Annotated in this window: 21 protein-coding genes; 12 read left to right on the top strand and 9 right to left on the bottom strand. The window is 62.6% G+C overall.

The features are described from left to right. Positions 1–23: 23 nt before the first annotated feature. From IPV69_RS01925 to IPV69_RS01910, 4 genes are all read left to right on the top strand, one after another. Positions 24–299 (top strand): hypothetical protein, encoded by a 276-nt coding sequence (locus tag IPV69_RS01925; RefSeq protein WP_206293227.1) that lies wholly within the window; start codon positions 24–26, stop codon positions 297–299. Positions 300–661: 362 nt separating this feature from the next. After that, complete coding sequence (locus IPV69_RS01920) at positions 662–1,114, top strand: flagellar hook assembly protein FlgD (protein WP_206293226.1); 453 nt, start codon at positions 662–664, stop codon at positions 1,112–1,114. A gap of 74 nt (positions 1,115–1,188) precedes the next feature. After that, positions 1,189–2,913 (top strand): flagellar hook protein FlgE, encoded by a 1,725-nt coding sequence (locus IPV69_RS01915; RefSeq protein WP_206293225.1) that lies wholly within the window; start codon positions 1,189–1,191, stop codon positions 2,911–2,913. A 176-nt stretch (positions 2,914–3,089) separates the two neighbouring features. Further along, positions 3,090–3,284 carry a flagellar FlbD family protein gene (locus IPV69_RS01910; protein WP_206293224.1) on the top strand — a complete coding sequence of 65 codons (195 nt, stop codon included), beginning with the start codon at positions 3,090–3,092 and terminating at the stop codon, positions 3,282–3,284. A gap of 22 nt (positions 3,285–3,306) precedes the next feature. Here IPV69_RS01910 and IPV69_RS01905 read toward each other — a convergent pair whose 3' ends face one another. Beyond that, entirely contained in the window at positions 3,307–3,840 is a 534-nt protein-coding gene (locus tag IPV69_RS01905) for a hypothetical protein (RefSeq protein WP_206293223.1), read from the bottom strand. A 426-nt stretch (positions 3,841–4,266) separates the two neighbouring features. Between IPV69_RS01905 and rpsB the strand changes: the two genes are divergently transcribed. The 3 genes from rpsB (at position 4,267) to hflX (ending at position 7,750) form a co-directional block, all read left to right on the top strand. Then, positions 4,267–5,109 carry a 30S ribosomal protein S2 gene (gene rpsB, locus IPV69_RS01900; protein WP_206293222.1) on the top strand — a complete coding sequence of 281 codons (843 nt, stop codon included), beginning with the start codon at positions 4,267–4,269 and terminating at the stop codon, positions 5,107–5,109. Between the two features lie 193 nt (positions 5,110–5,302). Beyond that, positions 5,303–6,115 carry a translation elongation factor Ts gene (tsf, locus tag IPV69_RS01895; RefSeq protein ID WP_206293221.1) on the top strand — a complete coding sequence of 271 codons (813 nt, stop codon included), beginning with the start codon at positions 5,303–5,305 and terminating at the stop codon, positions 6,113–6,115. A gap of 285 nt (positions 6,116–6,400) precedes the next feature. After that, the gene (gene hflX / locus IPV69_RS01890) at positions 6,401–7,750 is read left to right on the top strand and encodes a GTPase HflX (RefSeq protein ID WP_206293220.1); all 1,350 of its coding nucleotides are present in this window, start codon (positions 6,401–6,403) and stop codon (positions 7,748–7,750) included. A 169-nt stretch (positions 7,751–7,919) separates the two neighbouring features. Here the strand turns inward: hflX and IPV69_RS01885 are convergent, their stop codons facing one another. The 6 genes from IPV69_RS01885 to IPV69_RS01865 form a co-directional block, all read right to left on the bottom strand. Beyond that, a complete protein-coding gene (locus tag IPV69_RS01885; protein WP_206293219.1) occupies positions 7,920–8,726 on the bottom strand; it encodes an ankyrin repeat domain-containing protein in 807 nt (268 codons plus the stop codon). Between the two features lie 110 nt (positions 8,727–8,836). Continuing rightward, positions 8,837–9,262, bottom strand: a complete 426-nt coding sequence (locus IPV69_RS01880) for a hypothetical protein (RefSeq protein WP_206293218.1) — start codon at positions 9,260–9,262, stop codon at positions 8,837–8,839. A gap of 175 nt (positions 9,263–9,437) precedes the next feature. Beyond that, entirely contained in the window at positions 9,438–10,862 is a 1,425-nt protein-coding gene (locus IPV69_RS01875) for a hypothetical protein (protein WP_206293217.1), read from the bottom strand. Between the two features lie 151 nt (positions 10,863–11,013). Next, on the bottom strand, positions 11,014–11,373 hold the full coding sequence (locus IPV69_RS28060; protein ID WP_449272135.1) for a DUF7674 family protein: 360 nt from the start codon (positions 11,371–11,373) through the stop codon (positions 11,014–11,016). Positions 11,374–11,585: 212 nt separating this feature from the next. Further along, complete coding sequence (locus IPV69_RS01870) at positions 11,586–12,929, bottom strand: Gfo/Idh/MocA family protein (RefSeq protein ID WP_206293216.1); 1,344 nt, start codon at positions 12,927–12,929, stop codon at positions 11,586–11,588. Positions 12,930–13,244: 315 nt separating this feature from the next. Continuing rightward, a complete protein-coding gene (locus IPV69_RS01865) occupies positions 13,245–14,423 on the bottom strand; it encodes an FAD:protein FMN transferase (RefSeq protein ID WP_206293215.1) in 1,179 nt (392 codons plus the stop codon). Between the two features lie 372 nt (positions 14,424–14,795). On the opposite strand from IPV69_RS01865, the gene IPV69_RS01860 reads away from it, so the two are divergent. The 4 genes from IPV69_RS01860 to IPV69_RS01845 all read left to right on the top strand — a co-directional run bounded on the left by IPV69_RS01860 (position 14,796) and on the right by IPV69_RS01845 (position 19,378). Continuing rightward, the gene (locus IPV69_RS01860; protein WP_206293214.1) at positions 14,796–15,980 is read left to right on the top strand and encodes a formylglycine-generating enzyme family protein; all 1,185 of its coding nucleotides are present in this window, start codon (positions 14,796–14,798) and stop codon (positions 15,978–15,980) included. A 139-nt stretch (positions 15,981–16,119) separates the two neighbouring features. Further along, entirely contained in the window at positions 16,120–17,475 is a 1,356-nt protein-coding gene (locus IPV69_RS01855) for a Gfo/Idh/MocA family protein (RefSeq protein ID WP_206295628.1), read from the top strand. 203 nt (positions 17,476–17,678) lie between these two features. Further along, entirely contained in the window at positions 17,679–18,110 is a 432-nt protein-coding gene (locus tag IPV69_RS01850; protein ID WP_206293213.1) for a cytochrome b562, read from the top strand. A 182-nt stretch (positions 18,111–18,292) separates the two neighbouring features. Then, entirely contained in the window at positions 18,293–19,378 is a 1,086-nt protein-coding gene (locus IPV69_RS01845; RefSeq protein ID WP_206293212.1) for a hypothetical protein, read from the top strand. Between the two features lie 92 nt (positions 19,379–19,470). Here IPV69_RS01845 and IPV69_RS01840 read toward each other — a convergent pair whose 3' ends face one another. After that, the gene (locus tag IPV69_RS01840; RefSeq protein WP_206293211.1) at positions 19,471–20,085 is read right to left on the bottom strand and encodes a Uma2 family endonuclease; all 615 of its coding nucleotides are present in this window, start codon (positions 20,083–20,085) and stop codon (positions 19,471–19,473) included. Between the two features lie 40 nt (positions 20,086–20,125). Between IPV69_RS01840 and IPV69_RS01835 the strand changes: the two genes are divergently transcribed. Then, positions 20,126–22,018: a pyrroloquinoline quinone-dependent dehydrogenase gene (locus IPV69_RS01835; RefSeq protein WP_206293210.1), complete on the top strand. Its 1,893-nt coding sequence runs from the start codon at positions 20,126–20,128 to the stop codon at positions 22,016–22,018. Between the two features lie 15 nt (positions 22,019–22,033). Here the strand turns inward: IPV69_RS01835 and IPV69_RS01830 are convergent, their stop codons facing one another. Continuing rightward, complete coding sequence (locus IPV69_RS01830; protein WP_206293209.1) at positions 22,034–22,408, bottom strand: hypothetical protein; 375 nt, start codon at positions 22,406–22,408, stop codon at positions 22,034–22,036. Positions 22,409–22,420 lie beyond the last annotated feature (12 nt).

Genomic DNA, 22,420 nt, shown 5'->3' with positions numbered 1-22,420 from the left:
GTCCGCGTTGATGGAGACCATCCATGGAACCGACCACCGCCGACCTTGTCGAAAGCATTCTTGCGCTGGCCGATCTGCGGGCGCGACACGCGCACGCGCTCCATCGGCTGGAGAGAAGCCACGCGGCCCACACACACGTACAAGGGCAGCATCTTGATGGGCACTGGAGCCACGGAGACCTCGACCCGTCCGAGCTTGAAGTACAGATCGAAAAGCTGCGGCGGCGGGTGGAGACGCTGTCCGAACACTTCGCCGCGGCCCGGGCGGCGGCGAAGCAGCTCCAGTCGGCGAACGCCTAGCCGGTGTCGTAGTGCTTCTGTGCTGGGGGGCCAAGAGAACACGAAGGCGCGAAGACACGAAGGAAGCACGAAGGTCATGGGAGATAGTCATCAAACGCCGTCCGTCGGCGACGAATCCCATGATGTGCATGCGCCGGGCTCTGTGGTTCTTGGTGCGGATCAAAGCTCGTCTGCGGGTTGAGTTCCTTCGTGTTTACTTCGAGCCTTCGCGCCTTCGTGTTCTCTTCCTTCCGCGGGGTAGCTCTCAATCGACGACAGGCCTGCGCAATTCCTGCCGGGGGTCATGCGCAGCAGTTGCCGGGGCGCATCTTGCCTGGTCGGTTTCTTCATCCTTCGCACGCCTGCCGGCCGAATTGATCGTCATGGTCAGCCCCACGCAATCGACGCCGGTGAACACGGGCAACAAGATGCCCAACTCGACCAACAAGCTGGCGCTCAAGGCCGAAGACTTCGTCAAGATGATGATCACCCAGCTCCAGAACCAGGACCCGATGGAGCCGGCCAAGAACGATCAGTTGCTCGCGCAGATGAGCCAGATTGGGCAGCTGCAGTCGAGCACCGATCTGCAGACGAGCCTCAAGGGCCTTACACAGCAGAGCCAGATCGGCTCGGCGGCGGGCCTGATCGGCAAGACGGTCAAGGGGCTTGATGCCGAGAACAATCCGATCTCGGGGTTGGTGACGTCGGTCCGCGTGGACGGCGACGACGTCAACCTCGAGCTCGACAGCGGGCAGGCGCTGGCGCTCGGGCGGGTGACCGCCATCGCGACTTTGTCGCCGACGGGCGCAGCGACGACCACGACACCGGTGAACTGAACGGCTTGCGGAACTCGCACGCTCGACCACCGAACCGGCCCCGCGATCGGCTTACAGACTCAAGGTAACCAGACATGGCACTGACCAGCGCACTGTTCACCGGACTTTCGGGGCTCGACGTCAACCAGGCTCGGCTGGGTGTTGTCGGCAACAACATCGCCAATGCCAATACCGTCGCGTTCAAGAGCAGCCGGGCGTTGTTCAAGCCGCAGTTTTACGTGACCGATTCGGCGGGCACGTCGCCGGATTCTGACTTCGGCGGCACCAACCCGGCGCAGCGTGGCTTGGGTGCCAGCGTCGCCGCGATCGACCGAGACTATTCCTATGGCAGCGTCGAGCCCACCGGCCGCGCCACGGACATGGCGATCGACGGCGAGGGGTTTTTCATCGTGCAGGGAACCGAGCAGCGGTTCACCCGCGACGGCTCGTTCAGCCTGAATGCCAACAACGAACTGGTGACCACGTCCGGCGATTTCGTGCAGGGTTTCTCGGCGGACGACGAGGGAAATGTGATCCCCGGCTCGCTCACGAAACTGGCCGTCCCGCTCGGCACCGCCACAACCGCCAAGGCGACGACTGCCGTCAATTTACAGGGAAACCTCGACTCCTCCGGTGCCATCGCGACGGGGGCGAGCATTCTGAACAGCCAGCTGTTGACGGTGGTCGGCGGTGCCGCGGCCCCGACGGGCGCCACCCTGCTCACCGACCTGGCCGACAACACCGCCCCCGGCACGCCACTGCTGGCTGTCGGCGACGAGTTCACCCTGGCCGGCAAAAAGGGTGGCCGCGTCCAGCCGGAACGCAAACTCGAAATCACCGCCACGACCACCGTCGCCGACCTGACGACGTTCCTCCAGCAGGGCATGGGCGTGAACACCACGGTGCCCGATGACGGCAACCCGCTGACGCCCGTCGCCGGCGGCGCCTTCGAGCCCGACGGCACCGTGCTGACGGCCGGCCGACTGGTGCTGACCGGCAACCTTGGCAAAGACAACGCGCTGAACCTCGACGGCCTGTCGCTGTCGAAGCAGGACGGGACCGCCCCGTTCACGTTCATCGACGGCGAAAACGCCGCCGGCATCACCTCGAACCCCGCCGGCGAGAGCGTGCACACGAGCTTTGTGGTCTACGACTCGCTCGGCACGCCGGTGTCGGTCGACCTGACGGCGGTTCTTGAATCCAAGGCCAATACCGGCAACGTCTGGCGGTTCTTCGCGACCAGCGGCGACGACACCGACGTCGACACGGCGATCGCCACCGGGACGCTGACATTCGACAACCGCGGCCTGCTGAAGGAAGCGACCAACACCGGCATCACCGTCAACCGAAACGCCACCGGCGCCAAGGAGCCGCTGGCGTTCGACATCGACTTTGAAGGCATTACGTCGCTGACCGCCCGCGACTCGACCGTAGCGATGACGCAGCAGGACGGCTACCAGGTTGGCGTGCTCAACAGCTTCGCGATCGGCGCCGACGGGCGCATCGTCGGGGCGTATTCCAACGGGCAGTCCAAGGCGCTGGGGCAGGTCGCCCTGGCGACCTTTGCCAATAACCAGGGCCTGATCGACAAAGGCGGCAACCAATTCGGCATCGGTGCCGACAGCGGCGTGCCGGTCATCGGCGAGCCCCTGCAACTGGGCGCGGGTTCCGTTCGCGGGGCCGCCCTGGAACAGAGCAACGTCGATCTGTCGAAAGAGTTCGTCAACATGATCATCAGCTCGACCGGCTTTTCCGCCGCGAGCCGGGTGATCTCGACCAGCGACCAGTTAATCACCGAGCTGTTGAACACGGCACGGTAACGATTCTCCAGCCCCCGCGGCAGGGTGTTATTCTGCTGTCGCGGGGGCAATAAACTTGTGGAAGTCAGTAGTCAGTAGTCAGTAGGCAGAGAAGGTTGCAAATCTGGCCGTCCAAATCCTCGTTTTCTTCCTACTGACTACTGACTACCGACTACTTTTCAGCGGAGCTGAAAAACATGATCCAACTCACACGCCTCAACGGTCAGCGGTTCCTGATGAACGCCGAGAAGATCCGGCTTGTCGAGAGCACGCCGGACACCCTCGTCTGCTGCGAGGGAGGGGAAAAGGTCATGGTGCGCGAAACGCTGCAGGAGGTCATGCGGCGGGCGATCGATTACGCCCGGCTCATCCGCCGACCGATCACGGAGTGAGCATCGCCGTGTCGCAGCCCGATCACTTCACCATTGCAGAGATCGCCTCGGGCACCGGCACATAGGTCGTCACTTCCTTCACGAGCAGCTTGGGGTTTTTCAGGTTGTCGCGGATGTGCTTTTCCATTTCCGCCGGGGTGTGGGCCGATTCGGCAAACTCCGGGTCCAGACCCTGTACGACGAGCTTCTCACCTTCCACCCGGATCTGCGCAACGACGAACGGGCGTTCGATCTTGTGCAGCCGCTGCATGGACTGATCGAGCGTGATAAACGTCTTCCCGCCGATGTTCGCGAGCCAGGCACGGAAACAGCCGCCGGTCGGCTCAAGCCTTTCGACACCGTCCTCGGATTTGACCGGGGCAATCTGGCTGATGATATAGGTGCGATCGTCCCAGACTTTGACGAGCATCATCTCGCCGTCCTCGACCTTCCACAGACCCACCAGCTTCGGGTCGATCTTCGCCTTGGCGGGGTCGCCGACACCGGCTTCAAAGCAGCCGGACAGCAACAATGACAAGCAAGTTACGATCAGCGTGGCGATGGAAGTCGTTCGCATGAGTGTCTCCTGAGGACCAGGTCGCTATTAGATCACGCACCAGTGGAAGCCTCGTCCATGGTAACCGGTCGATAGGTGTATCATCGGCAGCTGAAGTGTATCGGAGGGGGTTATTCACGGCTGCCCGGTGTCACCGGCCCGGCGGTCCGGCCGAGCGCAACGGTTCAGCCGCCCTTGAACGAGTTCAGCCGGCGCGGTATCCTTGCTCGTCTCGGCTCGCCAAGGCCGGGCACGTTCTCCATCTCTCCGAGGGACGCCACGCGTCAACCCACCGGCGATAACTGGAAGCGTAGACTCAACTTATCTCGATCGCCCGGCAGCCCGTGTGGGCCGCAGCGGGCGGCGAGAATGAAGCCCCATGGTCTCTCCGGTCTTCTTGGCAACCGGCGACGCCCGGGCTGCTCCGTTCGGAAAAGTGGTATTCGCATGTCCCGCACTCCCGCAGAACTGGTCAAAGAGCTCGTCGATGCAGGCGTTCACTTCGGTCACCGCGTCAGCCGGTGGAACCCGAAGATGGAACCGTACATCCACGGCAAGCGCAACAACATTCACATTATTGACGTGAAGGAGACCGTGAAGGGTCTGCTCCGCGCCAAGAAGTTCCTGGCCAAGATCGTCGCCGACGGCAAGGACGTCCTCTTCGTCGGAACCAAGCGCCAGGCCCGCCACGCCGTCGAAGAAGAGACGAAGCGTTGCGGCATGCACTTCGTCGGCGAGCGTTGGCTTGGCGGCACGCTGACCAACTTCGCGACCATCCGTCGCCGCCTCAACCGCCTGGACGAGCTCGAAGGACTCTTCACCACCGGTGAAATCGAGACCTACTCGAAGAAGATGAAGAGCACGCTCGGCCGCGAGATGAAGAAGATCAAGGCCAACCTCGAAGGCATCCGCAAGATGGAAAAGATGCCGGGCGCGATGTTCATCATCGACACCCGCCGCGAGCACATCGCGGTCAAGGAAGCCAAGAAGCTGGGCGTTCCGGTGGTGGCGCTGATCGATACCGACGGCAACCCCGAGCTGATCGACCTGCCCGTCCCGGGCAACGACGACGCGATGAAGGCCGTCGAGATCATCATGCAGGAGCTGGCTGATTCGATCATCGAAGCCAAGGGCACCCGCCCGGCTGCGAAAGATGACGGCCAGGCCGGCGGCCCCCGCCGCCGCAGCACCCGGTCGAGCTTCAAGGCCGACGAGGGCGCACCGGCCCCGGTCGGCGGCGAAGCCCCGGCAACCGCCGCCCCGGCCGCCGAACCCGCTGTCGCGGGCTGAACTTTTGTCTCGCACTAATTTAGTGGGTGGCATGGGCAAGTACTCTTGCCCGTGTCTTCGATTTGCAGAAAGTGCGTCCCACGGCATCCGACGCGAGCCGAATCACGGGTGGTAGCGCCCGTGTGACGAAGCGCGATCCGCGCACGGGCATGAGTACATGCCCATGCCACAAGCTACTTTTGGAGAACCAATCATGGCGGAAATCACCGCAAAGCTCGTCAACGACCTCCGCTCCAAGACGGGCCAGGGGATGATGGAATGCAAGAAGGCCCTTCAGGAAACGGGCGGAGATCTTGAAAAGGCGATCGAATACTTCCGCAAGAAGGGCGTGAAGTCGTCGCTGACCGAGCGCGCCGCCAGCGAAGGCCGCGTCCTTGGCGCGGTCGCCGCCGACGGCTCTGCCGCGGCACTGGTCGAGGTCAACTGCAACACCGACTTCACCGCCAAGAGCGAGCCGCTCTCGGCCGTCGGTGCCATCGCCGCCGCCGCCCTGCTGAAGGCCGAAGGCGACGTCGCCGCCCTGCCGGAAGTCGCCGGCGAGCTGACCAAGGTTTCGCAGACCACCGGTGAAAACGTCCGCCTGGGCAAGACCGCCCGGCTGACGGCCCCCGCCGGCGGCAAGGTCGGCCTCTACCTCTACGGCATCACCGGCAAAATCGGTGTGATCATGGCGTTCAAGGGCAACCCGTCGGAAGACCTGGTCAAGCAGCTCGGCGGGCACATCGCGTTCGCCCGCCCCGCCGGCCTGACCCGCGACGCCGTCCCGGCCGACCTGGTCGCCAAGGAACGCGACTTTGCCGTCGAGCAGGCCAAGGCCACCGGCAAGCCCCAGCAGATCGCCGAGAAGATCGCCGAGGGCAAGATGAACTCGTTCTTCGCCGAGCGCGTCCTGCTCGACCAGGAGTTCTTCAACGCCGGCGTGTTCAAGGGCAACATCGCCGCGTACGTCAAGCAAGGCGGCGTCGAGCTGACCGGCTACGTCCGGCTGGAAGTCGGCCAGGCCTGAGAAATCGATCGACGAATCATCGATTCAGAAGGGCAGCCCGTTGCGGGTTGCCCTTCTGTATTTGATTGTGGCATAGGCAAGTATGCTTGTCCGTGTCCGCGATTCGGGTTGCGGCGACCCAATGTCCGGGTGCCATGGACTGCGGTACGCCGGTGCCCGTGGTTCGTGTGACTGCTGGGTTACCGCCGCGGGCATCCGTCCATGCCCATGCCACAGAATCGCGGCGCGTCGTTGAAAACGAGCGTACAATACATCGTTCCGTATCCGTGAAGAGGCACGCAAGCTTTGGCAGAACTCAAACGCACAGAACTTTCGGTTCACCAGGAACGGGCTGTCCTTGTAGGGGTGATCCTTCCCGATTCAACCGCCGATCCGCGCGATCCGCTGGGCGAGCTCGGCTCGCTCGCCAAGACCGCCGGTGCGCGCGTGGTCGGGCAGATTCTGCAGAAGCGGCAGAGCCCTGACGCCGGCACCTACATCGGCTCCGGCAAGGCCAGCGACATCGCGCTGCTGGCGATGAAGGAGAAGGCGAACGTCGTTCTGTTCGACAACGACCTGTCGCCTAGTCAGATCGGCTCGCTGGAAAAGATCATCAACGAGGTCGCCGGTTCCAAGCGCGGGGAAGAGGGCATCAAGGTTCTCGATCGGTCGGAACTGATCCTCGATATCTTCGCCAGCCGTGCGCACACGCACGAAGCCAAGCTTCAGGTCGAGCTGGCGCAGATGCAGTACACCTACCCGCGCCTGATGAAGATGTGGGGCCACCTTGAGCGCATCGCCGGCCAGGGCGGCGGCATGGGCATCGGCACGCGCGGCCCGGGTGAAACGCAGCTCGAGAGCGACCGCCGACTGGTACGCGATCGCATCTCGGCCCTTCGGCGGGACATCGAAAAGATCCAGGAGCGCAAGAGCCGCATCGTCGCGGCCCGCACGCTGGAGCATTTCACGGTCTGCATCGTCGGCTATACCAACGCCGGCAAGAGCACGCTGTTCAACACGCTGACCGCCGCTGGCACCTATGCCGACGACAAGCTCTTCGCGACGCTGGATACCAAGACGCGGTCGTGGAAGCTGGAGCGCGGCACGGAAGTAATGCTGTCGGATACGGTCGGTTTCGTCCGCGATCTGCCCCATAACCTCGTCGCCAGCTTCAAGGCGACGCTGGAAGAGGCGGTCCACGCGGACCTGCTGCTGCACGTGCTCGACGTCGGCCATCCGCACGCCGAGCAGCAGTTCAAGAGCGTTCACGAAGTGCTGGATGACATCGGGGTGAAGGACAAGCCCGAGATCCTGCTTCTGAACAAGACCGACACGCCCGAGGGCGAGGAGAACTATCCCTTCTGGCGGAACATGCACCCGGACGCGATCCCCATCAGCGCCAGAACAGGCAAAGGCCTTGAGCATCTGCTGGTTGAAGTTCTCCGCGCGGTTCGGGGCACGCAGGTGGATGTCACGCTCGAAGCCGATGTCGCCAACGGCAAGCTGCTGTCGTTCCTGGAATCCCACACCAGGATTCACGACCGCCAGTTCGACGACAACCGCGTGACGCTCAAGGCGATCATGGGCAAACGCACACTCGCGGATTTGCAGAAGAACGACCAGGTGGAAGTGAAGAAGGTCGAATCGCTGGTGTGACTTGTCCCCGTTTTCGGTACTTCTGGTCCCCTCCTCCGGTACTCCGGGGAGGGTTAGGGTGGAGGTTGCTTCGGTTGCCCGGGAAATGAAGAATGCAAAACATGCAATGAAAAATGCAAAATGGCAATAGCATTCCATTTTGCATTTTTCATTGCATGTTTTGCATTCTTCATTCTTGAGGTTTCAGCTTCGCCTCTCGCTCGGCCCTGGCTTTGCCGACCGCCTCGGACAGCCGATCGGCGACTTCCCGGTGGCGGCTTTGCATCGCCAGGTCGAGTGCGGTGCGGCCCTTGCCGTTACGGGCCAAAACATTGGCACCGGCGTCAAGCAATGCCTCGACCGTGTCGACCTTGTTCTCCAACGCCGCCAGGTGCAGCGCGGTGTTACCGTCGCGGTTCTCCTCGTCGAGATACACCTTACGATCCAGCAGCATCTTCACGACGTCCGTATTGCCCGACGCGGCGGCGTAGTGCATCGCCGTCCAGCCGAGTTGGTCCTTGCGGCGGACGGTCGCCCCCTTCTCGATCAGCAGCTTTGCGACCTCCGCACGCCCGAACCGGCAGGCGATGTGCAACGCAGTGTCGCCAGTGTTTTCCGTCTGATCGACCCTGGCACCGGCGGCCAGCAGCCGTTCGACAATCGCGATCTCGCCAGTCGCGGCAGCATCATGCAGCGCGGTCCATCCGAAGCCGGCGCGCAACCGCACATCAGCACCGGCCGCAAGCACCGCATTGACGACTTCAATCTCGCCGGTGCGCACGGCGGCGCGCAGTGGCGTCTGTCCCCAGGCGTCCATCGTGTTAACGTTCGACTTGTTCAGGGAGGGCACCGCTTCGTCGGCGTGCCCGCGGGCAATCAGCGTCGCGGCCCCGGGCCGGCTTGCCGGAGCCGTCGATGACGGCCTGGCTGCGGCGGCATCGGCTGCGGTCACAAGAGGCAACAGCGGAACCATCAGTAACAATTGCAGTTTCTTCAATGTCGTCGTCTCCGTTCCCCACACCTCTCATTCATTCGACACGCAAACGGGACGACAGTTAGAGAATCGAGAAACCCCCAGGCGAAACCCGCACAAGCCGCCCGCCCGAACTACCCGCGGGCCGCAAGTCCACGGAAGAATCGAATCCCGCCGAAAAGGATGGCACCCCACGCCACGACGTAGCCGCCGCCGCCACTGGAACTACTGGCGGCCGCATAGGAGCCGATGGTGATCACCAGTCCGACCGCGCAGATGAGTCCGCCGACCAGCATGTCCGCGCCACCGTCGCCGCCCCCAGTGGAGACCGTCGGTCTGGCGGACGGGTTCCGGTACATTGACGCGTAGTTCAGCGAATGCGTGGGCGCCGGTGTGCTCTCCCTCACGTTTTTGCACAGCGCCCTTACGGTTGTGGCATTCCAACCGTTGTCCTCCATCGTGAGCACGATCTGCTCGTCGGAGACGCCCTGCGCCATCTCCTCTCGAATGTACTTGTACGCGGCGGCGATCGCCGGATCTTCGGAATTGGCCTGATTCACTGGAAATCCCCTGTTAGAATTGCGCTCCCCAGTGCCGGTCGGATCGCGTGCCTGCAAACCGTCGTCCGGCGGGTGGCGGTGAATCATAAACCAACCCGCCGGACGACTTCAACACCTCGCTATACCTCCCAATCAGAGCACACAAAAAGAGGTCCAAGACCGTTCCGCCAACCACTCATCGCGCCTTGGGCAGTTCCTTCCAATCTTCCTTAAACTCGACCCCCGGATTGAACAGCGGGTCGTTGGTGAGGATGACCTCGCCGCGGGGGCTCATGTATGCGTGATCGTAGCCGCCGGGCAATTCGATCGGACGCTGGTCGTAGGGGTCGGTGAATCGCTGCGTGCCGCGGATCGACTGGCTGATGCCGTCATAAATCCGATCGTTCGACTGCTGCGCTTTCCAGTAGCCTTCGGTGATCATCTTGTTCACTTCGTCGCTCCGGGCGGCGATGTACTTGCTCAGCCGGCCGGCGTCGGCGATCGCCTGCATGCCGTCGCGGTGCATCTGGGCCTGCACGTCGAGCACGCCCGCGAACCACTTCATATCCACCTTGCCCGAACGGTTGATCGCCTGAAACAGCGGCATGGTCGCGTCGAGCTTTCCCTTCTCGGCGCGGAACGACTGAAACTCCATGCCCCAGCTGACGATCGGCGGCAGGATCGGCATCGATCCCCAGAAGCAGAGGAAGTCCTCTTCCATCGCGACGCCGTTGAGGTCATAGGCGAACCGCACCCGCACCGCCTTCACCTCCGCGCCCTGGGGGCTTCCGAGTGCTTCGAACTTGAGCTTGGCCAGCTCCGGCTGATTGACTACATCAATGATGCGGGCCTGGGCCAGGTCCTTCCGGTAGCGCGGCAATGCGAACTCTTTCAGCACGGCGACCGGATCGGCGTTCAGCCGGCGGACTTCGTTGCCCATGTACATCGAGCCTTCCGGAAAGCCTGCGGCAGCGGCGGCCATGGCCTCAGGGCCGGCAATGCGGGCATTGTTGGCGGCACTTTCCCGAACGCCGTCGTTGAACAGCAGCGACGGGTAGAACCCCATCTGCTCGGTCCCCTTCGGATTGAAGATGCGGCCGTGGACCGCGGTCGGGTAGGCGACGTTCTGCCGCCAGATGATGCCCCCTTCGAGCTTCCAGTCGGAGGGGATTAGCACCGTGGACGCGGTCTGCTTGCAGAGCAGGTCGGGAACGTTCACCCGCGTCATGCGGACGTAGCGTGCACCGGCCGCTGGTGCGGCGACACGACCGGCGGGCGCGGCGCTGAGCGTGTAGGTCGTGCGGCCGGTCAGGAAGGTCACGACGTCGCCGTTTCGAGTCGCCGTGAACGCGAACGACTCGCCGCCGCTGGTGAACGTGCCGGTCAGCGTGTTGCCGTTGGCTTTGGCCGTCACGGGAAACGACTTGCTGCCGAGTGTCACCGTTCCGCTGAACGACTGGCCGTCGGCGGCCGGCGCGAGCGTCAGCCGTAGCTTCTCGCTGGTGAATTCACCGCTGAAGGCCGGTGTCGATTGAGCCTGCAAGACAGCCGCCGGCGCGAGCACAACAGAACAGGCGATAACGGACAGGAAGAGCCGAGCAAGGTTCGTTCTCTGCAACATGATTTCTCCAGGTACGTGAAATCGTACCTCCCGCAGGCGGCTTAGCCTTCGGGGGCACTAATCAGGGTACGGCGTGGGTTGCAGAATCTGGCTGGAAAATCTGGAGGGGTCGGAATTCGGTCCGATAACGCCTCTGCCGTTTAGCGGCAGGTTAGGTACCTTGGAACCGCCTGTAAAAGTCGAGCGCGTCGCCCGCAAGGTAATTCTCGAAGTCCTTGGAGAAACGCTCGTGCGTGAGATTTTCTAAGAAGCACGTTGCGGCTGCGTTCCCCAATTCCTTGTCCGACGACGACATGCATTCCACTACGAAGGCAGCGAGTTGGCGGCGCTGTACTGTCGACAACTGCTCGTATTGGGCCCGGACGAAATGAGAGCAGTCACCAAAGACGCCACAGCAAGTGAACTCCCCGTTGTCTTCATGAAAGCACGCCTCTGGAGATTCCCAGTACGTGTGGAACCCGGGCACAATCTCCACGAGGCGTTCGAGAATCTGTTGAGGCGTAAGCGGCATAACAAGTTGTTCATCCCGGCCAGTTCCGTGTGGCGTAAGGCTCGAGGCCCAGAACGCCCAGCTTAGCGGTCGCACCGAAGGTGCACGATTGCGTCGGCAGGAGAAGCGTGCACCTTCGGTGCGACCGCTAATCGAGGCCATCTACCAAAGAAAATGGCCCGAACGAATCGGGCCATTCTCTCTGGTTCTGTTCCACCGCGTCGCCTTTGGGGTCAGGCGAACTTCGTCACGCCCGGCACCGCGACAGGCGGGGTCGGGTACTTGGCCTTGGGATCGTAGGTGGGAGGCGTCAGGTCTTCGGTCGACTCGAGCATCTTTTCCCACGTGATCGTCTGGCCGGTGTAGGCCGCCATGCGGCCCATGATGCCCATCAGCGTGCTCTTGCACATGTAGTCGGTGTTGTTGATGGTCTTGCCGGTCTTGATCGCCTTGGTGAGCTCTTCGTGCTCGGTATCGTACATGTTCGGCGACTTGCCCTTGCGCTTCCAGGCCTTCTCGCCCCAGATCTGATGCGCCATCAGGTTGGCCCGGCCCTTGGTGCCGTAGATCCAGTCGCTGGTGTCGACGGCGCAGTTGACCCACTGGCGGGTCTGACAGAACGCCTTGACCGGCGGGCCGTCTTCCGAATCCCACTCGTAGATCGTGTCGAAGTGGTCGTAGATGTGCCCGTACGCCGGGTCGGTGCGGACGGTGCGGCCGCCGTTACCGGTGACGCGGGTCGGCGGAACGTCCTTCATCGTCCACAGCAGCTTATCGAGGGTGTGAATGTGCTGTTCGACGATGTGATCGCCGCTGAGCCAGGTGAAGTAGAGCCAGTTGCGGAGCTGCCACTCCATGTCGCCCCAGTCGTCCTGGCGCTTGTTCATCCAGAGGCCGCCGGTGAGGTACATGCCCTGCATGTTGACGATGTCGCCGATCTCGCCGGCGTGGATCTTCGCCATCGTCTCTTTCTTGGCGATGTCGTAGCGGTAGCAGAGGCCGGAGACGAGGTTGAGGTTCTTTTCCTTCGCCTTCTCGCCGAGCGCCATCACGCGCTTGACGCTGGGGACGTCGGTGCCGACCGGCTTCTCGCAGAAGACATGCTTGCCGGCGTTCAGCGCCGCCTCGAGGTGCATCGGGCGGAAATGCGGTGGCGTGGCGAGGATGACCACGTCCGACACTTCGAGCACCGCCTTGTAAGCATCAAAGCCGGAGAACTGGCGGTCTGCCGGGACGTCCATCTGCTGGCCGAGTTCTTCGGTCAGGTTCTTGTGGCTCGACTTGACCTTGTCCGGCCAGAGGTCGGCCATCGCGACGAGCTTGTTGGTCGAGTCGGCGTGCATCGCGTTGGCGGCAGCGCCCGAACCGCGACCGCCACAACCGATCAGACCGTACTTGAGCTGGTCGGACCCGGCGGCATAAACCGCCGACGCCAGCGGCCACGATGCCGCGGCCGCGGCGACCGCGGCGGCGGTGGACATCTTCAGCACATCGCGACGGCTGTGGGCCGGATCGACGATCGCGGGGGTAACGGTCGTCCTGGACGTTGAGGCGGCATGGCCACTGTCGGATTTCATTGGTTTCGCTCTCCGCGGTTGGGAACCGGTAAACAGACGGTTATATCGTTCCGATCGAACCGTATTGAATGGTCTGCACATCTGGTGCGCCGACCCCTTCAACACTCAATACACCGCCGGCGGGCAATGTTGGTTACGACCCTTTCGAATGCAAGATTGTAAAGCGGAACGTGCGGCGAGTCCAAGGGATTCTGACCCGCACAAGACCACCGGCGGCGAACCCATCCTTTCGACCATCAGACGGTTACGTGAAATGTCTGGTGGGCGGACGCACGGCGGGCGAGCCCGCCGGCTACACGTGACCTTCCCTCTCGTTTAGTCGGCTGGCGTCGTTGACTTCATCGCGTTGTACTGCTTGGAGGGGCGGATCTGAACCTGATCACCGACCAATTCGACAATCTTTCCCTCGGCGCCCTGCGATTCCAGGATGGCGATCCCTCTTTCGGTGCCCGTGACGCACATCACGGTTGCCAGCCCGTCGGCGACCATGCCGCTGGAGGCCACCACCGTCGAGCCGATCCGCCGGGTCAGCCCCAATCCGGTCTTGGAATCCAGGATGTGGCTGTAGCGGACGCCTTCGATCTCGACGAATCGGTACGTATCCCCGGACGTCGAAACGCCGCAGTTGGCGACGTCGAGAAACTCGGCGAACTTGTCGGGTTCGGTCAGCGATCGGACGGCAATGCGCCAGGCATGGCGGTCGGGCGGAGGATCTCCGATCGCCAGATCCCCGCTGAGGTCGCAGATCGCCGATTCGATGCCACGCTCCCGCAACACCACCAGAACGCGGTCGGCAATGTAGCCGGTGGCGATCCCACCAACGTCCAACCGCATTCCCGTTTCCAGGAGTTGAGCCTTGGTGACCTGGGTTGTTTCTCGGCCGGCTTCGCGAAGCGAACCACCGTCCTCATCGTCGTGAGCCCAAGGTTCGAGCTTGAGCTTCTGGTAGCCGACGCTCTTGGAGGCGGCGGCAATCCGCTCGGGCGATGGCAACTCCTGTTGCCGCCGCGACCGACGCCACAATTGCACGTACGGCCCGACAGTGATGTCGAACGCGCCCTCGGTTTCGTAAGCCAGCACCTGCGCGGCCCAGAGCACTTCGTACAGATCATCGCTGATGGCGACCGGTGCCTGCATCGGCCCCTGCGCGGTCATCTTTGACAGACGGCTGATCTCGCTGTCTGTCTTGTAGTCGCTCAGGATGTTTTCGAGTCGATCGATCTCGGCCTCGGCGGCCTTGGCGGCGGCATCGGCGGAGGTCTTGTCCGGGGCGTAGAGCACGAGGTTGTAGTCCGACCCCAGCTTCATGCCGTGGTATTCGAACCGCTCCAGGTCGACCGGCTTGGAGGCCGATCCGGTACCGGCCGACACCTGCGGATTCGAAGCTGTCCCGGATTTGCAGCCGCCTGTAAGCACCAGGACCATCAGCCCCAGCAGACCGGTGAGTCGGGCGGCTCGCAATGCCCCTGAAATGCCCATGTTATCCCGTTTCATAACCTGTCCTCCAATTCCCCTGTCAGACGCCCTCAACTTTCGACGACGCTAACGGTAGAAAGGAGCGGCGCGAGACGCAACTTCGCCCACGGCAGGAAGCTGGCGGGCTCCCGGCGGCACAATGGGAAGAATCCAGGGCCTTGGACGTTCTCAAGGCCTGGTGACGATCAATGTCGGCGTGATCATTGTTTCGGTTGTTTCGGTCGCGAGTCGTCTTCTTTCAATTGCGTAACGCTTTCCCCGCCCGCTAGAATCTCCTGCTAACCTGTTGTTGTTGTGAGCGTCCCCGATCATGGACGGCGGTGTAAGGAGTCCCGGTGGAGGGACGTAACTTCGCAGGTGCCGTCTCGCCACGCTGAAAGGATCCCCCAAGTGACCCGACTGTCGTCGAAGCGTTCGAATCCGCTCTCCAAGGCATGGCTCGGCCGTGCCGCTTGTGCAGCGCTCGCCGTTGCAGCCGCCGCGGCCGCCCTGCCGCTGGCCGTCTCTCCCGCACCGGCCCGCGCCGAAACCCCGGCCGTCCCGGCGGACATGAAGCCGTTCACCCAGTCCATCGTCGGATTGGCCGCGACCTTCGACATGGTGCCAATCCCCGGCGGCACCGTGACGGTCGGCTCGCCCGAATCGGAAAAGAAGCGAAACAAGGCCGAAGGCCCCCAGTTCGACGTCGAAGTCGAGCCCTTCTACATGGGCAAGTACGAGATGACCTGGGATATCTACAACGAGTACCTCGCCCAGTACCCGATTCTCGGCGAAGGCAAGGGAAAGACGATCCCGTTCGAGAAGCAGGCCGACGCGGTCAGCTACCCCACCCCGATTTACGACATCGAAGCCGGCCCCGCTCTTCAGCGAATGGGCGGCCGCGAAGGCAAGCTGCCCGCGGTGATCATGTCGCAGTTCGCGGCCAAGCAATTTACGAAGTGGCTCAGCGCCAAGACCGGACGCTTCTACCGGCTGCCGACCGAAGCCGAATGGGAGTTCGCCGCCCGCGCAGGCACCAAGACCGCTTACTTCTTCGGCGATGACGCCAAGAAGCTCGACGACTACGCCTGGCACTACGACAACTCCGCGTTGAGCGACGGCGAAGTCGGCTATCACAAGGTCGGCGGCAAGAAGCCCAACCCGTTCGGCCTGTACGACATCTACGGCAACGTCGCCGAGATCGTGGTCGATCAGTACGACGACGCCTGGTACGCCAAGTTTGCCGGCAAGAAGGTCGGGTGGCGCGAGGCCCTTCGCTGGCCGGATTCGCAGTACCCGCGGCTGGCCCGGGGCGGCGGTTACGAATCCGATGTCGAGAACTGCCGCTCGGCCGCCCGCCAGAAGATCACCGTCAACGACAACAAAAAAGACCCGCAGATTCCCAAGAGCCCCTATTGGTGGACCGAAGGTTTCAGCATCGGGTTCCGCGTCGTGTCGCCGGTAAAGGAACCGTCGGCCGAGGAAAAGAACAAGTTCTGGAACGTCGATAACGAGTCGACCGCCGACGTGCTGAAGCGCGACCGTGAGATTCGGCAGTTGGTCGAGGAGATCACGGGCCCCAAGGCACCCAAGTAGCTTTGATTATCGACCGTCGGGTGTGGATTGTCGGAGTTGGTTCGGTACGAATGCCGACAGTCCACCATCGACGCTCGACCATCGTCACAAAATTGTTTTCGAGCATTTCCACGCCTCAACTTCTTTCGGAGAAAACGAGATGACTGATTCCATTGGCTCCACGCGGCGAGACTTCCTGAAGACGTCGGCCGTTGCAGCCGGCGTAGCGTTGTCGGCAAATGTCGTTGCCAGCCGGATGGCCTACGCCGCCGGCAGCGATGAGCTGAAGATCGGCCTGGTCGGCGCGGGCGGCCGCGGCAGCGGCGCTACGGCGCAGGCGCTCAACACCAGCAACGCCGTCTCGCTGGTCGCGGTGGCCGACGCGTTCGAAGACAAGGCCAAGTCGGCCGTCGATCGTTTCAAGAAGGACCGCCCGGGCCAGATCGCGGCGACCGCGGCCACCACGTTCTCCGGCTTCGACGCCTACAAGAAGGTGCTCGACCAGAAGCTGGACATGGTGATCCTGGCGACCCCGCCGGGCTTCCGCCCGATGCACTTCGAGGCAGCCGTCCAAGCCGGGAAGAACATCTTCATGGAAAAGCCGGTCGGCTCCGACGCCCCCGGCATCCGTCGGCTCTTGGCCGCCAACGAAGAAGCGAAGAAGAAGAATCTCAAGGTCGGCGTCGGCCTGCAGCGCCACCATCAGCAGAAGTACATTGACACGATCAAGAAGATTCACGACGGCGAGATCGGCGACATCGTGCTGCTGCGCGTCTACTGGAACGGCACACGCCCCTGGGTGCGCAAGCGCACCGAGGGCATGACCGAAATGGAGTTCCAGATGCGCAACTGGTACTACTTCACCTGGCTGTGCGGCGACCACATCTGTGAACAGCACATTCACAACCTGGACGTGGCCAACTGGGTCATGAAGGGTCCCCCGGTCGAGGCTCAGGGTGCCGGCGGGCGGCAGCTGCCGTTCGGTTCGGACCAGGGCGAAATCTTCGACCACCACATGCTTGAGTACACCTACGCCAGCGGCGCGAAGATGCTCAGCATGTGCCGCCATCAACCCGGCTGCTGGAACGCCGTCAGCGAATACGCACACGGCACCAAGGGCACGGCCGACATCTCCGGCGGTCGCATCACGTTCAACGACGGCCGACCGGAATGGAAGTACCAGGCGGCGCCCGGCGAAGGCGGCAAGAAGGGCCGTGGCGGCGACCCCGACCCGTACCAGGTCGAGCACGACACCCTCGCGGCTGCCATCCGCAACAACACGCCCTACAACGAAGGCGACTACGGCGCCAGCAGCAGCATGACCGCCATCCTGGGCCGCATGGCCACCTACAGCGGCCAGGTCGTCAAGTACAGCGACGCCCTGGAGCGTGGCGAAGAGCTGATGCCCCGTGATTACAAGTGGGACGGCGCAACCCCCGTCAAGCCCGGTGCCGACGGGCTCTACGCCTGTGCCATGCCCGGCAAGACGCAGGTCCTCGCCGCCAAGAAGGCGTGAGACCGCCAGTGAAGGGCGAATGGCGAAATGCGAATGGTGCGTGAAACTCGAAGGTTCAAAGATCGAGAGTTGATTCGGACAGTGAACTTTGGAGTTTCATTCGCCGTTCGTGTTTCGTCATTCGTGCTTCCGCTTCTAACCCCAGACCCAATTTCCCCGACTCTCTAATCCTCGATCGACTTATCCGTATAAAGAGGAGACCCATGTTCCGTACTCGAACCACCCTACCCGTTGTCCTGGCCGCTTTGCTGGCCGTTTCGTTTGTTTCCGTCCCCGTTGCCCGGGCCGAAGACACCCCCCTCGCCAAGGCGATGGAGGAGATGGGCGACCACTACAAGGCGCTCAAGAAGATCATTAAGGACCCTGCCAAGAACGCCGATAGCCTTGCGCTGATCGATAAGTCGCTCGCGGCCGCGATCATCAGCAAGCAGCACATGCCCAAGGTGATCGAAAAGGCCGCCGCCGGCGACAAGGCCAAGCTGATCGCCGGATACCGCAAGGCGATGGCCGAAGTTATTGCGACCTACTGCAAGCTGGAAATTCAGCTCGTTGAAGGCAAGAACGAAGAAGCGGTCGAGACGCTCAAGGCGTTGCACGACCTCGAGGAAAAAGGCCACGAAGTCTACAATCCGTAGTCTTCGATCCGTGGTCTTCGACGTGGCGTGAATCGAGGGGCAGTTGCCCCGCGAACTGCCACCGATGTAACGCGAACTGTTCCGGGTGCTGGGCAGCGACGGCGGACGCCGATCGCTACCCGGCATCCGGCACATATGAACCAGTACATATGCACCCGTTGATCCCGAGAGAGGTCCAGACCATGTCCAGCGGAATGATTCGCACCTTCACGGCCGCCGTCCTGATGACGGCGCTACTTCTTTCGGGCAGTGCCTCCGTCCTCGGGCAAGCCAAGAAGCCCGAGCCCCCGAAGAAGCCCGATCCGCTGGTTATCAAGCTTGAGTCGGCCCAGAAGGGCAAGCACATGGGCGAAGATGTACTGCTGGTGACCGGCACCGAGCCGTTGTCGGGTCAGAAGCGGGTGTTCGCGGTTGAGAACGAGCGTCCGCAGAACCCGAAGGATCCTCCCAAGTACGCGCCCAATCCGCGCATCAAGGAGAACCTCGACAAGGTCAAGCCCGGGGAGTTCCTGAAAGTCGAGCCCAAGGCCCCCTCCGGACGCTGGGGCGGCGCGACCTACGGCAACACCTCGTCCTCCGGCGGCTACGGCCGCAACAACAATGCCCCAGCCCCGGTCGAATGGCTCGATAAGGCCGAAGGCTACCTGATCTCCGAGCATGAGACGGAGCCGGGAACGTTCGTCTTCGACGGCGCCTTCCTCGACGACCTGGCGGTCGATGGCCAGAAGATCGAGGTCTACTCGATCGAACTCATCAAGCTCGGCCGCGTGTTCAAGTGCCTCGCCCCGATGATCAATGACGGCAAGAAGATGGTCCCAGACCCCGCGATCATGGCGATCGGCGATGAACTGATGAAGAAGGAAAAGGGCAAGGAGAAGAAGGCCTCGAAAGCGGTGATCGAAGCGACGATCAATCCGCAGGGGGACTACCTCTTTGTAACGTCACTGGACGCATACCAGGCTCCCCGTACCGGAATCCTCAATAAGCTCGTCGATGCCGATATCGACGGCAACAAGGGCCAGGCGATCGAAGTCGACGAAGGCGGCAAAACACTCACCTTGGTTCTTCCCGGCAAGCTTGTCGGCAAGAAGTGGACGACGGACTTCGGCATGCTGGCCTTCGCGAAAAAGGCCAAGCCCGGAACGCCGATCGTCTTCAAGACGCGCGATACGGAAACCAAGAGCTACCTGCGGGCGCTGGAACTGGCCCCGAAGGAAGCCGTCAAGAAAGGCTCCAAGGAAACGGCCGGCGTGGAGACGAAGAAGTAGCTGAGCCCGCCAACTGGCCAAAGCTTACATTTCAAGCCGTAGCGAAGTGGCATCCCTTGCTCGAAAAGCAGCCGGAGATCGCCCCGCACTACTTATGGCAGTAGTGCCGATACTGAAACCAACAAGGTCTTGGAGCCAAGCCGCAATTCGATCCGCATCCGTCGCGAATACGGGGTCACCCTGGCATATCGACCCTGCCCAATTTCCGGTTCGGAGTATTCTTCGACGACATCGTCCGAGAGATTAACGATGACATACTGCTTCACGCCGGCGTCTGCGTAAGTCTGCTGCTTCACAGATCGATCAATGCCAAGCGAGCTATCAGCGACTTCAATGAGGCAGGCAATATCGCCGGGTTCAGGATGGCGATCAGAATAGCCTTCCTTCACCGTCCGGACGATCGCGCCGTCGGGCTCCGGTTCGTCAAAGCCGGAGAGCGTGACAGGTAACTGGATCCGTATATAAAATCCCAATCTCTTCAGCTTCGGATTAAGGTCTGTCAGAAGCTCAATCCCCCGTGCGTGCCGCTTTCCGACACTCAATGGATCCTCCCCCGCGTCACTGCGGTCCTTCTTAACGAGATATCCTCTTAGCAGTTCGACTCGATCGCTGGATTGCAAAATGCCTGCATCAATCATCCGGTGATATTGATCAACGGTGATCTTCACCGGATCAGGGGGCCTTCGATAGGTAGGTGCCAACGTCATGGGAATCCTTCAATCGCTCCGGAACCGACCGACTCTCGCCGTGGGATTGTATCGTCCATGCCAGGCGATTGCGGCGGTATTTCTATCGGCGTTTTTCGTCGGCTGTGGCACTTCGGCTCCCGTCGCCGACTGGCCCAATCCCGGCAACGACAAAGGCGGCTCGCGCTATTCCGTCGCCGACCAGATCAACCGGGGCAACGTCGCGAAACTGCAGGTCGCCTGGACCTACAAAGTCGACGACGCCGACCCCGCCAGGAACACGACGATCGAATGTACGCCGATCGTCCACGAGGGAACGCTTTACCTCACGACCGTCCGCACCAAGGTCGTCGCGCTCGATGCCGCCACGGGCCAACCCAAATGGACATTCGACCCCTACGGTGAGCCCTATGCCCAGGGCGGCAAGGCAAAATGGATTCGCGCCAGTGGCGGCGTCAACCGTGGCGTCGCGTACTGGTCCGACGGCCTGCCCACTGGCGCGCGGCGGGTCATTCTCGGCACCTCCGATGGCCGGCTCATCTCCCTCGACGCCCGCACCGGCAAGCCCGACCCGGCCTTCGGCAACAGCGGCATCGTCGAGCTTCGCAAAGGCATCACCGAACGCGACCTGACCAATGAGCCCTACGGCATGACCTCCCCGCCGGCGGTCTGCAACGGTGTCATCGTCATTGGTTGCTCGACTGGCGAAGGCCACCCCGCAGCCCCGGGCGATCCGCGCGGGTTCGACCTCCATACGGGCAAAGAACTCTGGCGATTCCACACAGTCGCCCGTCCCGGCGAGCCGGGCAGTGAAACCTGGCCGAAGAACGACAACTACTGGAAGGGTCGCGGCGGTGCCAATCCGTGGGGCGGCTTCACGGTCGACGAATCGGCCGGCATCGTATTCATGGGTACCGGGTCCGCCGGCGCCGACTTCTACGGTGCCGACCGTCACGGTGCGAACCTCTACGCCAACTGTGTGCTGGCCCTCGACGCCCGCACGGGGCAACGCCTCTGGCACTTCCAGACGACGCACCATGACCTGTGGGATCACGACAACCCCTGCCCACCGGTGCTTTGCCAGGTCACCCGGGATGGCCAAAAGTTGGATGCCGTCGCCCAGGTCACCAAGACCGGCTTCTGTTACGTGCTGGATCGCAAAACCGGCAAGCCGCTGTTCGACGTGAACGAAGTCCCCGTTGCCGCCAGCACCGTACCCGGCGAGCAGGCGAACCCCACGCAGCCGATGCCCGTCGCCCCGCCGCCGCTGGCGAAACTGCGATTTACGGAGGACGACGTCACCGACCGCACGCCCGAGGCCCGCCAGGCCGTGCTGGAAAGGCTCAAGACGATCAACTACGGCGGCTTCGCCGACCCGCCGAGCGAACGAGGGACAGTCAACATCCCCGGCTTCCACGGCGGGGCCACCTGGTCGGGAGCTTCTTTCGATCCCTCGACCGGCCTGCTCTACGTGAACACGAACAACGCGCCCTACATCCAGGGTGTGAAGAAACTCGCCGACGGCAGCTATGCCCCGATGGGCTACAGCTACTTTCTCGATCCCGACGGCTACCCCGCGATCAAGCCACCATGGGGACTCGTGACCGCGGTTGACGTCTCACGCGGCACGTTCGCCTGGCAGGTGCCCCTCGGAGACTTCCCCGAGCTCGCCGCCAAAGGTTACGGCAAGACCGGCACTGAGAACTTCGGCGGCACGATCGTCACTGCCGGCGGGTTGGTGTTCATCGGCGGATCGAAGGACGCGAAGTTCCGCGCCATCGACAGCGGCACCGGGAAGACGCTTTGGGAGTTCCAGTTGTCGGCCGGCGGTTACGCCACGCCTTGCACGTACGTTGCCGGTGAACGGCAGTATGTGGTCATCGCCGCCGGCGGCGGAGGCAAGCCGCGAACGCCGAGCGGCGACACGTTCTACGCCTTTGCACTGCCCAGGTGACGCATGACGACCAGTTCAATCGACATTGCGCCATTCGGCCGTTTCGATGATCTCCTGCGCCGGCCGCTCAAGTGCCTTGCGGGCGAGTGAAAGAAGTCCCGCGTAAACCAGACCGGGCACCCAACCCAGGACAACGATCAGGGTCGATTCCGCTGGCGCCTCCGTCGAGAACGCCGATGACTCCTGCGTGGAGGCCAGTCCCGCGGTTTCGATCAGTTCGTCGTCGGCGAACGAGGCTCGCACACTCCAGAGCATCAGGAGCATCCAGACCACCACGATCGCAGCCGCGAAGCGCAGCTTCAGCCGGGCCGGCGGAACAGGTGTCCGCGGCCGCCAGAGAATGAACACCGGCGGAAAAACCAGTGCGCCCAAAAGGTAAAGCCAGCCCATCGCGGCCGTCGT

Source organism: Humisphaera borealis (assembly GCF_015169395.1).
Taxonomy (GTDB): domain Bacteria; phylum Planctomycetota; class Phycisphaerae; order Tepidisphaerales; family Tepidisphaeraceae; genus Humisphaera; species Humisphaera borealis.
The sequence above is the reverse complement of the archived record's forward strand: the minus strand, read 5'-3'. Positions and strand labels throughout refer to the sequence as shown.